At 42.3% G+C, this 15,692-nt stretch carries 7 protein-coding genes; 5 read left to right on the forward strand and 2 right to left on the reverse strand.

From position 1 onward, the window contains the following. The first annotated feature begins 12 nt into the window (after positions 1-12). Genes ACERDH_RS06710 through ACERDH_RS06720 form a run of 3 tightly spaced genes read left to right on the forward strand, consistent with a single transcriptional unit; the run spans position 13 to position 2,205 of the window. Complete coding sequence (locus tag ACERDH_RS06710) at positions 13-705, forward strand: amino acid ABC transporter permease (protein ID WP_386684818.1); 693 nt, start codon at positions 13-15, stop codon at positions 703-705. Between the two features lie 3 nt (positions 706-708). Continuing rightward, positions 709-1,431: an amino acid ABC transporter permease gene (locus tag ACERDH_RS06715; protein ID WP_386684815.1), complete on the forward strand. Its 723-nt coding sequence runs from the start codon at positions 709-711 to the stop codon at positions 1,429-1,431. 9 nt (positions 1,432-1,440) lie between these two features. Further along, a complete protein-coding gene (locus ACERDH_RS06720) occupies positions 1,441-2,205 on the forward strand; it encodes an amino acid ABC transporter ATP-binding protein (protein ID WP_386684812.1) in 765 nt (254 codons plus the stop codon). Positions 2,206-2,280: 75 nt separating this feature from the next. On the opposite strand, the gene ACERDH_RS06725 is transcribed toward ACERDH_RS06720, so the two are convergent. Together ACERDH_RS06725 and ACERDH_RS06730 are read right to left on the reverse strand one after the other, a co-directional pair. Then, a complete protein-coding gene (locus ACERDH_RS06725; RefSeq protein WP_386684809.1) occupies positions 2,281-6,192 on the reverse strand; it encodes a pullulanase in 3,912 nt (1,303 codons plus the stop codon). 106 nt (positions 6,193-6,298) lie between these two features. After that, on the reverse strand, positions 6,299-7,783 hold the full coding sequence (locus tag ACERDH_RS06730; protein ID WP_386685419.1) for an AcpB/EbpR/MafR family transcriptional regulator: 1,485 nt from the start codon (positions 7,781-7,783) through the stop codon (positions 6,299-6,301). A gap of 489 nt (positions 7,784-8,272) precedes the next feature. Between ACERDH_RS06730 and rpoB the strand changes: the two genes are divergently transcribed. Together rpoB and rpoC are read left to right on the forward strand one after the other, a co-directional pair. Continuing rightward, complete coding sequence (gene rpoB, locus ACERDH_RS06735) at positions 8,273-11,884, forward strand: DNA-directed RNA polymerase subunit beta (protein ID WP_125443338.1); 3,612 nt, start codon at positions 8,273-8,275, stop codon at positions 11,882-11,884. Positions 11,885-11,916: 32 nt separating this feature from the next. Then, a complete protein-coding gene (rpoC, locus tag ACERDH_RS06740; RefSeq protein WP_049500658.1) occupies positions 11,917-15,594 on the forward strand; it encodes a DNA-directed RNA polymerase subunit beta' in 3,678 nt (1,225 codons plus the stop codon). Positions 15,595-15,692 lie beyond the last annotated feature (98 nt).

Consider the following 15,692-nt stretch of genomic DNA (forward strand, 5'->3'; position numbering starts at 1 on the left):
AAAGAGGTTTACATGGTTTCATATGATTTTTCAAGAGTGTTCAAATTTTTACCTACCTTATGGCAGGCTCTTCCTATGACCTTGTCCATTCTCTTTTTTACTACAATCCTTGGCTCCCTTTTCGGTGGCTTACTGGCTTGGGCACAAGTGGGAGAAGACAAGACTTTTGCAGGTCTTTCCAAGGGATATATTTTCACTCTTCGCTGTACTCCCCCAATTGTTTTACTGTTTTTAGTCTTTTATGGTTTACCTGAATTTTTAAAATGGTGGTTGAATTTAGATATTAACAACTGGTCTAAAACGGTCTTCGTATTATTTACCATGGTCTTGCTGTTTGCGGCTATCATTGCAGAAGTGTTTAAGGCCTCCTATCAGGCAATTCCCAAAGGTCAGATGGAGGCTGGAGTCAGTATTGGTCTGACCCCTAGTCAGACATTTTGGAGAATCATTTTTCCTCAGGCTTTTCAAGTGGCTCTTCCAAATATGACGACCGCTATTCTAAATTTGATGCGGGACGCTGCCCTAGCCTATACGATTGGTTTTGTGGATGTCATGGGGGCTGGGAATCTCTTAATCAGTCGCAATTTGGGGAATTACTCTCTTGAAACCTATACAGCGGTTGCCATTCTTTATTGGGGTGTGGCCTTGGCTGTTTCCTTCTTGAGTCGCTTGTTAGAAAAATCTTTGGAAACGAAAGGGAGATAGGATATGGATTTGGACTATATTGCAAAAACCTTTTTAGAGACCTTAAAAGGGGTACCGACCACCTTGATTATCATGATTGTAGCCATGGTCTTAAGTTTTGTACCTGCCTTGTTTTTAGCTCTGGGACAAATATATAAAGTCAAAGGTGTTCGAACTTTCTCTCTCGTGTATCTAGCTTTTATAAGAGCAACACCTCCGATTTTGCTGATTCTTTTCTTTTATAGTTTGTTTCCGAGTTTGCTCAATCAATTTCTTAAAAGCATAGGAAGTAATGTTGACATCTTTAAACTCAATCCTATCTATTATGCTTTTATTATCTACAGCTTGATGACAACAGGGAGTTTATCAGAAATCTTACGTTCGGCTATTTTGACTGTCGATAAGGGACAATTAGAAGCTGCACAAGCGATTGGATTGACCAGTAGCCAGGCCTATGTGAGGATTGTTTTTCCACAGGCCTTGCGTTCAGCCCTGCCCAATTTGACTAATTTAGTCATAAATATTGTAAAAGGAACCTCTTTGGTCTTTGTGATGACTATTAAGGATATTACAGCTATTGCCCGTGTTGAAGCGTCTTATGGTTATCAGTATTTTGAATCATACTTTGTTATCTTTTTACAGTACATTCTTATTTGCGGATTGATTCAATGGGGCTTTTCACTCTTAGAGAAACGCTATATTCGAAGAGAAAAGGGACAAGTAGCGCCCACTACAGGTTTAGCATAGGAGGATACAATGTTACAGGTAGAACATGTTGCAAAAAAATTTGGAGACAGACAAGTCTTAGAAGATGTTAATCTCAAGGTCAACCAAGGGGATGTGGTTGTAATCTTGGGGCCATCTGGATCAGGTAAAACGACTTTTCTCAGATGTCTCAATCATTTAGAAAAGGCTGATAGTGGTTCTTTGAAGCTTGGGGATAAAGACTACGACCTTGGCAAATTGACTAAAAAAGACATTTTAGAAATTCGCCAAAAGACCGCTTTTGTTTTCCAACATTATAATTTATTTGCCAATAAAACAGCCTTGGAAAATATTTTGGAGGGCTTGGTGATTGCTCGGAAAATTCCTAAGGAAGAAGCAATCAAACGTGCGGAAGCAGCCTTAGAAAAAGTTGGTTTACTGGCTTATAAGGATTACTATCCATCTCAACTTTCTGGAGGTCAGCAACAACGAATCGGTATTGCCCGTGCAATTGCTGTGAAACCAGAGGTCATTCTGTTGGATGAGCCAACATCAGCCTTGGATCCAGAGTTGGTAGGGGATGTTTTGGATGTTTTAAAACAGTTAGCAAAAGAAGGGGTTACTATGGTAGTAGTGACTCATGAGATGGGCTTTGCCAGAGATGTAGCCAATCATGTCATTTTTATGGATGGTGGGAAAATTGTTGAAGAAAATAATGCCCATGAATTCTTTAGCCGTCCAAAAGAAGAACGAACCAAGCAATTTTTGGCACGAATCCTTTCGGATGCGACCTATAGTGTGGAATATATGATTTGATAGATAGGATTATCAGGGCAAAAATCAATCCCCCGAGCATTAATGCTCGGAGGATTTTTCTATAGGAGGGCTAGTTTAATTCTCTTTTTTGTTTTTTAGTAAGAACCCGAGACCGAGAAGGGCAAGGATGCTGATTCCTATGAACAGGAATTTGTTATCGTTTTTAGTTCCTGTATTTGGAAGTTCAGCTTGTTTAGCTAGGGGTGCAGGTTTATTTTCCTTGCTAGAGTTTTCTACCGATTCGTTTTGAACCGCCTCTTTTACAGATGATGCTTGTGCTTCTTGTGTTGGTTGTGAAGCTTGTGAATCAGTTGTAGCTTGGCTAGGTTTATCTTCTGCATCAGCTACTTTTGCATCTGGTTTAGGAGCATCTGGTGTAGTAGAGTCAGGTCTAACTTGTGGAGCTGGATCTTGATGTTCAGGTTTGACCACTCGGTTTGAAATAGTACCTTGGTCATTATTTTGCCCTTGTTCTTGTTTTAAGCTGGAAAGGTCAAATTCTGGTTTTTCTTCCACAGCTGGGGCAACGATGGCACCGCCTTGAGAGATTCGAAGAACAGTGGCTGTAAGGGCATTTAATTTCAAGCCTTTTTCAGTCCATTCAAGTCCTTTCGGGTTGGCAATTCCAACTGGTCCTGCTTGGTTCTCATCTGCCAAAACTTCAGCATTTCTGAGGTGGGCAAAGGCAGTTCCCAAATTAAATTCGCGGGCTTTTTCGTCAGCATTGACAAAGACTGCATAGATGTCTCCATTTGGAGCAGTGATTTGGTAGCCAATCACTACGTCCTCTTTTTCTACACCATTTTGTCCTGGGACAGTGATGAGGTGGACACGGTCTTTGATATCTTGGAGGCTCTTAAGTCGGAAGGCATCTGTAGATTGACGAAGGGCAATCAACCCTTTCATGTAGTCACGGCTTTTGACATTTTCAGGGAAAGCTTTTCCATCTGTAGCCTTAGTCCAGTCAAACTTGTTGACTGCATCACTAGAGTCGTAAGAGTCATGGATGAAGTAAGGATAGTCAAATGGATTGCCATCCTTATCACGCAACAAGTGAGATTTATTTGGAACTTTATCCTCTGCTACTGGAGTCTTGTAGGCTGGGTCACGGAATTGTTTGGTGCGACCATATTCTTGACCAGAGTGGATAAACGGAGTCCCTTGAGCTGTCAAGACCATGAGATTTCCAAGTCGCAAACGACGATGAATTTCAGCATAGTTCTCAGCCTTGCTTGGGTCTTTTTTGATAGACTGAGCGATGATGTCAAAGAGGGTCAAGTTATCATGGGCTGCGATGTATTGAATCACATCGCCAGGACTGTCTGCTTCAAAGTTGGTTGGTTGAGCAATCAGATTTTTGAAGATAGTGTTGATATCACGCTTGCCACCTGTGATAAAGGCAGGTTGACCTTCGTTTGGATAACCAGACTTGAGGTTGTTACGGATGTCGTCTGAAAAGACAGCGACAGTATCGGTATGCTTCATCCAATCTTGGTCAGCAGCTTTAGTAGGCATATTTTCATCACCAGCATAGGTTCTCCAACCTTCACCCAGCATGATTAGGTTAGGATTGAGGGCGCGTGCAGCCTTGTAAGCTTCTTCGATAGAAGCTGCATCGTGGTCACCCATCATATCGAAACGGAATCCATCCACTTTGTAGGTATCAACTAGATATTTGATAGAGTCAACTAGGAGCCGTTTAGTCATATGGTGGGTTGTTCCCAAGCGTCCACCACCAAAGCTAGTGCGAGGTGTCCCATCAGCATCCATAAAGTGGTAGTAGTTTGGTTCTAAATCTTCAAAGATATCGACTTTGGCTGTATGGTTATAAACTACATCCAGAATAGCTCCCATGCCACGTTTGTGGATTTCGTTGATGAGGTTTTTAAATTCTGCAATTCGTTTTTCTGGATTCTTAGGATCGCTTGAGTACATACCAGTCAATGAGAAGTAGTTTTGAGGGTCATATCCCCAGTTGTAATTGCTGTTGCTTGAAGCATAGTCAGACAAGCGTTCATGATTTTTCAATTCATTGACAAAGTAGTAAGACAAGACTGGAAGGAGCTGGATGTGGGTTACACCCAAGTCTTTGAGGTAGTCTAGTTTTTCGATAAAGGCTTCAAAGGTACCAAATGGTTTGGTCAAGTCTTTTGCAATGGCAGGATCTGAGGTGAAGTCACGCACATGAGCTTCGTAGATAACGGCATCTTCACGAGTCTTGAAATTGTGAATCTTACCATAAGTCAAGTCTTGAGGTCCGAGTTTGGCTGGATCTACAAAGGCGGCTTTAGCCACTTTATGGGCATCGTCAATCTTAGCATCGTCACTATTCCAAGCAGCGAGGGACTTAGCGTAAGGATCGAGTGCAAGAACAGTTTTACCTTGACGTTCGATTTGGTATTGATAATAGTATCCAGTGAAATCTGTGATTCCGAGTTTGTTTGTGCTATCTAGAGTTTGTTTCCAAGTTCCTCTTTCCCCTTTTTCAAGAGCGACAGTTCCAACCACTTTTTCAGGGTTATTCTTGTCGTAGACAACGACAGAAACCTTGTCAGCACTTGGTGACCAAAGGGTTAAATCAACTTGTTTTCCTTCTTCTTTTAGGTCAGCTCCAAGTTTGCCATCATAACTGTAAGTCTCATCTTTCAGACGCCAGCTTGTTTTGGTAGTGAATTGGTCGGAATTGTAGCTAACAGTATATGGATGTTTTGTGTCAGAGAAATCTCCGCTGTAGGTCACTTTCTTACCAGCTTCATCGATTGCAACATCGGTGATAGTTACCTTGTTTCCTAGGTGATTAGTGATGTTAGAGTGTTTGAGGATATCCTCTTTTTTAGCACCGACAAGTGTTGAAAAACTACTCTCAATGCTAGAAGTGCCTACGTGTTGGGCTCCTGTCATACGGATATCATGGACATAGTATGGATTTGTGTAAATCGATTCATCATCGTCTTTTAGGAAAATTTGGCTATGATTTTTTAAATCTGTGAACTTATAATCTTCTTTACGGATTTTCACATCGTCTCCTTGTTTGTTTCTGTCTAGTAATAAAAATCCAAGGTCTTTAGCTGCATCTTTGAGTGGAATATCGATATAGCGACCATATTTGCCTGTAGCCGTAAAGTCTGTTCCATTAGGCCATTCACCACTACTTGGCTCTTTCACATCTCCCCAGTACCAGAGAGACTTCTTGTCATAGTTGCCATCTGTGCGGTAGTAGTTGACACGAATAGTTCCTGCAGGCTGTGGTTCGTAAGAGAAAACCTTGTTATCTTGGTCCAACCAAGCCTCATTCATCTTTGGTGCCAGTTTTTCTACTGATTTATCGCCGGTTAGATTTTTCCCAGCTGTATTATTGATGAGGAAGCTAATTTTCTTGGCTTGTTCTCCCTTTAATTTGACATCTAAGTAATAGCCGTAGTCATCTTTTTTGGCATCCTTGAAGGACAAGGCTCCGTTAGGCCAATTTTCAGATGGTTTTTCAACATCGTCCCAAGTCCATAGTCCTTGAGTATCCTTGTTTTCTTCAGGAAGTTTTTTGACGTGGATACGGAAGTAATTGTCTTCGATGGGCTCTTCTGACTTAGTTTCAGTCGTTACTGGATTCGTAGAAGTAGTTGGCTCACTTGAACGATCTTGTCTGGTTTGTGGTGCTGAATCGGCTGAGGTTGAAACAGGAGTTGTTGGCTCTGTTGCAGGTTTTTCTTCTTTTTTCTCTAGGGAAGCGTTTGCATTTTCAGGCGAAGAAATATCACTTTCGTTCTTATCAGAGTTAACTGCTGTATCAGTAAGAGGTTGTGCAAGGGCAGTAGTGGTTTCATTACTAGTTGCCTTATTGCTTGTAGTATTTTCGTTGGCTGAGATAGTTGGTGTAGCCATGGCAAGAAAGACAAAACTTGCTCCAATAAGGACAGAACCAGTTCCATTCTTGAGGGAACGGATGCTGTAGACCATTTTTTTCTCAGTGTGAGATGGTGTTTTTCTCATAATCATTCTCCAATCAATAAATTTCTTTATCAGTATAGCACTTAGTAAAACAAGATGCAAGCGTTTTCCTAAAATTAAAATAAAAGAAAAATCGCAACAGATTTTGTTACGATTTAGCCAGTCTTTCTTTATGAATTTGAGAAGCCAGAAGGTGGAGGTGGTAGAATAATTCTGAAGTAGAGAAGTTACGACTGTAGATAAGTGGTTTCGGAGAGTTGGTGACAGGAAAGGTAGTGATAATAATATCGTGAGGGATTTGATTGAGAACTGAGAAAGAAATCGTAGATTCTTCCCAAGAATCAAAGAGATAGAGATTGTTGCCGTAGTGAGTTAGGGTATCGATTAGACTTTGTGCATGATGGCTATCCAGATGACTAATGACCAAAACACGTATTTTTGGAAGTTTTTGAAGCAGTTGGACTAAAATCCGATGCCCTTGGATGGTGAGGGTGTAGATCATCTCTTGTAGCTTACTTGACTTACTGTTTAGCCCCATCTCAGTCAAATAAGATTGGAATTTGTGTTGACTTACTTCAAATAGTTTTGGAAATTCTGCTTGATAATTGCTTAAAATCCGGGATTTCTGTCTGTCGAGAGACTGGTTACTGAGTAAATGAAAGAAATCAGATTGGGCAGTGTAGTGGAGGAGCCAAATCAATTCCTCACGATTTTCAATCTGTAGGTGAAATTCTCTAGCTAACTCTTCTAAGATTTGACTCAATAAACGGTAGGATTTTTGGATATGATGAATATCACCCAGTGCTCCGTTGTTAGGATTGTTTGCAATTTGAAGAGATTTGATTGGGTTTGAAAATAGCTGTTCCAGTGTTTCCATTGTCGGTTCAAAGCAGAGTTTTTTAGCCATCTTCTTAATATTTTCTTCAAACTGCGTAATTTGCATGAGAGAACTGTAGTGACTGGTTAAAAGGGGAGTAGGATTTTCAATGAAGTGACTTTTATTAAACCGCTCTAGATTAATAGCTAGGGTATATTTGATTTGCCGTAAGCTACTGAGGTTGGGTGAAACTTGTTGGGCGTCCAAAAATAGCTGAATCAAGTGAGTGAGTGATTCTTCAGAAATAGAAGGGAAGGGCCAATCTAGAAAGTCGTAACTTTGGCTAAAGTAGTCTAGATAAAAGGCACGAATGTCCTCTTCTGTTCCCTTCATGACTAAAGGGGAAAGTTGGATTTTGATGCCATAGTGTTGGGGAAGTTTAGTATTTAGATGCTGGATGATTTCCTGAACTCGTTCGCAACTCATTACAAGTTCTTGACACATTTGCTCGAGTGATTGTTCCTCATTGAAAAACAACTGGTTCAAAAAGGAGTAGGTGTCAGATCGTTTAAAAATCGCAATCCTGGGATCCAAGGTGTTTTGGAAGTCAAACTGCAACTGAATGCCTTTTTTTCTTGATTGAAGCAGGAGGTTTGGAAATAATTGTTCAAGCTTAAAAAGGTGTTCTTGCAATTCTTCTATTGAAAAATTCAGCTTCTTAGCCAAGTCTAGAATTTCTATCCAATCATGGTGTTTGGTTAATTCTTCCAGTAAGAATAGCAAATCTTGTTCAGTCTTAGAAAGCAAGATATTCATCATAAATCTCCCTATATATTTATACATATATATTAAAAGAAAACTCTAGTAAAGTCAAGAAAAATAACCTAATATAAAATAGGAAAATCGTAATTTACTATATTTTTGTGAACTACTAAGCTGAAAATGAAATTTGCAAAGCGATTATTGAATTTAATTTTTTAATTTTTATAGGAAAAGATTTTGTCAAAAATTCGTCAATCCCCTTGAAAAATCTAGCTAAATAGGGTATAATACGAATAATCATTTGTCGTAGGTTTTGTCTGAAATATTGTCCAGACAAGGCTCACAGCAGTTAAATCTTCTGAAAAAGTCAGATTTAGCTGCTCTTTTTGTGCTTTTTTTCAGGATTTTGAGTGTTTGTAACAAAGACTTAAAGATTCTGAAAATTTATCAAGAGGACACGGTGATAGGGGTTTTTAAAACCATATGACGATTAGAAAAGCCTGATTGACAAGGCTTGGAACTTATTTACAAAGGAGAATCATCTTGGCAGGACATGACGTTCAATACGGGAAACATCGTACCCGTCGTAGTTTTTCAAGAATCAAAGAAGTTCTTGACTTACCAAATTTGATTGAAATTCAAACTGACTCATTCAAAGATTTCCTAGACCATGGTCTGAAGGAAGTGTTTGAAGATGTATTGCCAATTTCAAACTTCACAGACACAATGGAGTTGGAATTTGTTGGATATGAAATCAAGGAACCAAAATATACGCTAGAAGAAGCTCGTATTCACGATGCTAGCTACTCAGCACCAATTTTTGTAACCTTCCGCTTGATCAATAAAGAAACAGGCGAAATCAAAACCCAAGAAGTTTTCTTTGGTGATTTCCCAATCATGACTGAAATGGGTACTTTCATCATCAATGGTGGTGAACGTATCATCGTATCTCAGTTGGTCCGCTCACCAGGTGTTTACTTTAACGATAAAGTTGATAAAAACGGTAAAGTGGGCTACGGTTCAACTGTTATCCCTAACCGTGGAGCTTGGTTGGAACTTGAAAGCGACTCAAAAGATATCGCCTACACTCGTATCGACCGTACTCGTAAGATTCCATTTACGACATTGGTTCGTGCGCTTGGTTTCTCAGGTGATGATGAAATCTTTGATATCTTTGGTGATAGCGAATTGGTTCGCAACACTGTTGAAAAAGATATCCACAAGAACCCAATGGACTCTCGTACAGACGAAGCCTTGAAAGAAATTTACGAACGCCTTCGTCCAGGTGAGCCTAAGACTGCTGAAAGCTCACGTAGCTTGCTTGTAGCTCGTTTCTTTGACCCACGTCGTTATGACTTGGCAGCTGTCGGTCGTTACAAAATCAATAAAAAACTCAATGTTAAAACACGCTTGCTCAACCAAACCATTGCAGAGCCATTGGTAGACCCTGAAACTGGAGAAATCTTGGTAGAAGCTGGAACAATCATGACTCGTAGTGTGATTGAAAGCATCGAAAGCTATTTGGATGGCGACTTGAACAAGATTGTCTACATTCCAAATGATGCAGCGGTTGTGACTGAGCCAGTTGTTCTTCAAAAATTCAAGGTTGTTGCTCCAACTGATCCAGACCGTGTTGTAACCATCATCGGTAATGCTAATCCAGATGACAAGGTTCGTATCGTCACTCCTGCAGATATCCTTGCTGAAATGAGCTACTTCCTCAACTTGGCTGAAGGACTTGGCCGTGTAGATGACATCGACCACCTTGGGAACCGTCGTATCCGTGCGGTTGGTGAATTGCTTGCTAACCAAGTACGTCTTGGGCTTTCTCGTATGGAACGTAATGTCCGTGAACGTATGTCTGTTCAAGACAACGAAGTCTTGACGCCACAACAAATCATCAACATCCGTCCTGTAACAGCTGCGGTTAAAGAATTCTTTGGTTCATCACAGTTGTCACAGTTTATGGACCAACACAACCCACTTTCTGAGTTGTCTCACAAACGCCGTTTGTCAGCCTTAGGACCTGGTGGTTTGACACGTGACCGTGCTGGATATGAAGTGCGTGACGTGCACTACACTCACTACGGTCGTATGTGTCCAATCGAGACACCTGAAGGACCTAACATCGGTTTGATCAATAACTTGTCATCTTACGGACACTTGAACAAATATGGATTTGTTCAAACACCATACCGTAAGGTTGACCGTGAAACAGGCGTTGTTACGAACGAAATCGTTTGGTTGACAGCCGATGAAGAAGATGAATTTACTGTAGCACAGGCTAATTCTCGTCTGAATGAAGATGGAACATTTGCTGAGAAAGTTGTCATGGGACGTCACCAAGGGGTCAACCAAGAGTATCCAGCTAATGTTGTTGACTACATGGACGTTTCACCAAAACAGGTAGTTGCCGTTGCGACAGCATGTATTCCTTTCTTGGAAAACGATGACTCCAACCGTGCCCTCATGGGAGCCAACATGCAACGTCAGGCTGTGCCGTTGATTAATCCTAAAGCACCTTACGTTGGTACTGGTATGGAATACCAAGCAGCCCACGATTCAGGAGCTGCTGTGATTGCTCAGTATGACGGTAAAGTTACTTATGCAGATGCTGACAAGGTAGAAGTTCGTCGTGAAGATGGTTCATTAGACGTTTACCATATTCAAAAATTCCGTCGTTCAAACTCAGGTACTGCCTACAACCAACGTACGCTTGTTAAAGTTGGTGATGTCGTTGAAAAAGGCGATTTCATCGCTGACGGACCTTCTATGGAAAATGGAGAAATGGCGCTTGGACAAAACCCAATCGTTGCCTACATGACTTGGGAAGGTTACAACTTCGAGGATGCCGTTATCATGAGCGAACGCTTGGTCAAAGACGATGTCTATACATCTGTCCACCTTGAAGAATATGAATCAGAAACGCGCGATACAAAGCTTGGGCCTGAAGAAATTACTCGTGAAATTCCAAACGTTGGTGAAGATGCCCTTAAAGACCTTGATGAAATGGGTATTATCCGTATCGGTGCTGAGGTTAAAGAAGGTGACATCCTTGTAGGTAAAGTAACACCTAAGGGTGAGAAAGACCTTTCAGCTGAAGAACGTCTCTTGCACGCTATCTTTGGAGACAAGTCCCGTGAAGTGCGTGATACTTCTCTTCGTGTACCACACGGTGCCGATGGTGTCGTTCGTGATGTTAAGATCTTTACACGTGCAAATGGAGATGAGTTGCAATCAGGTGTTAACATGCTGGTTCGTGTCTACATCGCTCAAAAACGTAAGATCAAGGTCGGAGATAAGATGGCCGGACGTCACGGAAACAAAGGGGTTGTCTCTCGTATCGTTCCTGTAGAAGACATGCCTTACCTTCCAGACGGAACTCCAGTCGATATCATGTTGAACCCACTTGGGGTGCCATCACGTATGAATATTGGTCAGGTTATGGAGCTCCACCTTGGTATGGCGGCTCGTACTCTTGGTATCCACATCGCTACACCAGTCTTTGACGGAGCAAGTTCTGAAGACCTTTGGTCAACTGTTAAAGAAGCAGGTATGGATAGTGATGCCAAAACAATCCTTTACGATGGACGTACTGGTGAACCATTTGATAACCGTGTGTCAGTTGGTGTCATGTACATGATCAAACTCCACCACATGGTTGACGATAAATTGCACGCGCGTTCAGTCGGACCTTACTCAACTGTTACCCAACAACCACTCGGAGGTAAAGCTCAGTTTGGTGGACAACGTTTCGGTGAGATGGAGGTTTGGGCTCTTGAAGCTTACGGTGCGTCAAATGTCCTTCAAGAAATCTTGACTTACAAGTCTGACGATATTAACGGACGTTTGAAAGCTTATGAAGCTATTACAAAAGGAAAACCAATTCCAAAACCAGGTGTTCCAGAATCCTTCCGAGTTCTTGTAAAAGAATTGCAATCTCTTGGTCTTGACATGCGTGTCCTTGACGAAGATGATCAAGAAGTGGAACTTCGTGACTTGGATGAAGGAATGGACGAAGATGTCATCCACGTAGATGACCTTGAAAAAGCCCGCGAAAAAGCAGCCCAAGAGGCTAAAGCAGCCTTTGAAGCTGAAGAAGCTGAAAAAGCAACAAAAGCGGAAGCAACAGAAGAAGCTGCTGAACAAGAATAAGCAGTTCACTTAGAATAGAAAGGGAAGAAATAGTGGTTGATGTAAATCGTTTTAAAAGTATGCAAATCACCCTAGCTTCTCCAAGTAAAGTCCGTTCATGGTCTTATGGAGAAGTCAAAAAACCTGAAACAATCAATTACCGTACCTTGAAACCAGAACGTGAAGGACTCTTTGATGAAGTTATCTTTGGTCCTACAAAAGACTGGGAATGTGCTTGTGGTAAGTACAAACGCATTCGTTACAGAGGGATTGTTTGTGACCGTTGTGGGGTTGAAGTAACGCGTACAAAAGTTCGTCGTGAGCGTATGGGGCATATCGAATTGAAAGCTCCTGTATCTCACATCTGGTACTTCAAGGGGATTCCAAGCCGTATGGGCTTGACCCTTGATATGAGCCCTCGTGCTCTCGAGGAAGTTATCTACTTTGCGGCTTATGTGGTGATTGATCCTAAGGATACACCACTTGAGCACAAGTCTATCATGACAGAGCGCGAATACCGTGAGCGCTTGCGTGAGTATGGTTATGGATCATTCGTTGCCAAGATGGGTGCCGAAGCTATCCAAGACCTTTTGAAACAAGTAGATCTTGAAAAAGAAATTGCTGAACTCAAAGAAGAGTTGAAAACAGCTACTGGACAAAAACGTGTCAAAGCAATCCGTCGTTTGGATGTTTTGGATGCCTTTTACAAGTCTGGAAACAAACCTGAATGGATGATTCTCAACATCCTTCCGGTTATTCCACCAGATCTTCGTCCAATGTTGCAGTTGGATGGTGGCCGTTTTGCCTCATCTGACTTGAACGACCTTTACCGCCGTGTTATCAACCGTAACAACCGTTTGGCTCGTTTGCTTGAGTTGAATGCACCAGGTATTATCGTTCAAAATGAGAAGCGTATGCTTCAAGAAGCAGTTGACGCTTTGATTGACAATGGACGTCGTGGTCGTCCAATCACAGGGCCAGGTAGCCGTCCACTGAAATCATTGAGCCACATGCTTAAAGGTAAACAAGGACGCTTCCGTCAAAACTTGCTCGGTAAACGTGTTGACTTCTCAGGACGTTCCGTTATCGCCGTTGGTCCAACGCTTAAGATGTACCAATGTGGTGTGCCACGTGAAATGGCTATCGAGCTCTTTAAACCATTTGTGATGCGTGAAATCGTTGCCCGTGATATCGTGCAAAACGTCAAAGCGGCTAAACGTTTAGTGGAACGCGGAGATGAGCGTATCTGGGATATTCTTGAAGAAGTAATCAAAGAACACCCAGTGCTTTTGAACCGCGCACCGACCCTTCACCGTTTGGGTATCCAAGCCTTCGAGCCAGTCTTGATTGATGGTAAGGCCCTTCGCTTGCACCCACTTGTCTGTGAAGCCTACAATGCCGACTTTGACGGGGACCAAATGGCCATCCACGTACCGCTTTCAGAAGAAGCCCAAGCAGAAGCTCGTATCTTGATGCTCGCTGCTGAGCACATCTTGAACCCGAAAGATGGTAAACCAGTTGTTACTCCATCTCAGGACATGGTTTTGGGTAACTACTACTTGACCATGGAAGAAGCTGGTCGTGAAGGTGAAGGAATGGTCTTCAAAGACCGTGACGAAGCGGTTATGGCTTACCGTAATGGTTATGTTCACCTTCACTCACGTGTTGGTATCGCAACAGACAGCCTCAACAAACCATGGACAGAAGAGCAAAAACACAAGGTCTTGCTTACAACAGTTGGTAAAATCCTCTTCAACGACATCATGCCAGAGGGTCTACCATACTTGCAAGAACCAAACAATGCTAACCTGACAGAAGGCGTTCCAGCTAAATACTTCTTGCCACTTGGTGGAGATATCAAGGAAGCAATCAGCAAACTTGAACTCAACCCTCCATTCAAGAAGAAAAACCTTGGAAATATCATCGCTGAAATCTTCAAACGTTTCCGTACGACAGAAACTTCTGCCCTACTTGACCGCATGAAGAACCTCGGTTACCACCACTCAACTCTTGCAGGATTGACAGTGGGTATTGCCGATATCCCAGTCGTTGATGACAAGGCTGAAATCATTGAAGAATCGCACAAACGTGTAGAACAAATCACAAAACAATTCCGTCGTGGTATGATTACAGACGACGAGCGTTACAATGCTGTTACAGCTGAATGGCGTGCTGCCCGTGAAAAACTAGAGAAACGTTTGATTGCCAACCAAGATCCTAAGAACCCAATCGTTATGATGATGGACTCTGGAGCCCGTGGTAACATCTCAAACTTCTCACAACTTGCCGGTATGCGTGGTCTGATGGCGGCTCCGAACGGACGTATCATGGAATTGCCAATCCTTTCAAACTTCCGCGAAGGTTTGTCGGTACTCGAAATGTTCTTCTCAACTCACGGTGCGCGTAAAGGTATGACCGATACGGCCCTTAAGACAGCCGACTCAGGTTACTTGACTCGTCGTTTGGTTGACGTTGCCCAAGACGTTATCATCCGTGAGGACGACTGTGGAACAGACCGTGGTCTCTTGATCCGTTCTATCGCAGAAGGAAAAGAGATGATCGAGTCTCTCGAAGAACGTCTCAATGGTCGTTACACTAAGAAAACTGTTAAACATCCAGAAACTGGTGCAGTTATCATTGGTCCAAATGAGTTGATTACAGAAGACAAGGCGCGTGAAATTGTCAATGCTGGTGTGGAAGAAGTAACTATCCGCTCTGTATTTACATGTAACACTCGTCATGGTGTCTGCCGTCACTGTTACGGTATCAACTTGGCGACTGGTGATGCGGTTGAAGTTGGTGAAGCAGTTGGTACAATCGCTGCTCAATCTATCGGGGAACCTGGTACACAGCTTACAATGCGTACCTTCCACACGGGTGGGGTTGCCTCAAATACCGATATCACTCAGGGTCTTCCTCGTGTCCAAGAAATCTTTGAAGCCCGCAATCCTAAAGGGGAAGCGGTTATCACAGAGGTTAAAGGACAAGTTACTGCTATTGAAGAAGATGCTTCAACTCGTACTAAGAAAGTCTTTGTTAAGGGTGAAACTGGCGAAGGTGAATACGTCGTTCCATTTACAGCTCGTATGCGTGTCGAAGTTGGGGACCAAGTAGCGCGTGGTGCTGCTCTTACAGAAGGTTCTATCCAACCAAAACGTCTCCTTGCAGTTCGTGATGTCTTGTCAGTTGAAACTTATCTTCTCGGTGAAGTACAAAAAGTTTACCGTAGCCAAGGGGTAGAAATCGGTGACAAACACATCGAGGTAATGGTTCGTCAAATGATCCGTAAAGTCCGTGTCATGGATCCAGGAGATACAGACCTTCTCATGGGTACCCTTATGGATATCAATGACTTTACCGATGCCAATAAAGATGTCCTTATCGCAGGTGGAGTCCCAGCGACTGGTCGCCCAGTTCTTATGGGAATTACCAAAGCCTCACTTGAAACCAACAGTTTCTTGTCAGCGGCATCCTTCCAGGAAACAACTCGTGTCCTTACTGACGCAGCTATCCGTGGTAAGAAAGATCATCTCCTTGGACTTAAAGAAAATGTTATCATCGGTAAGATTATCCCAGCAGGTACTGGTATGGCTCGTTACCGTAACCTTGAACCACATGCTATCAACGAAGAAGAATACCTCAATCCTCCAGTAGAGGAAGAAGGAAATGAAGAAACAACAGAAGTAGTTGTGGATACTGCCGTTGAAACTGTGGGAGAAACAGTAGAATAAAAGAGAATGAGAGAGCCCTCGGGTTCTCTTTCTCTTTTCTGAAAATTTTCTCCATTTTTCCATGAAATGTGGTAAAATAAAAGAAAGAAGCTGGCAAA

Source organism: Streptococcus bovismuti (assembly GCF_042436615.2).
Lineage (GTDB): Bacteria > Bacillota > Bacilli > Lactobacillales > Streptococcaceae > Streptococcus.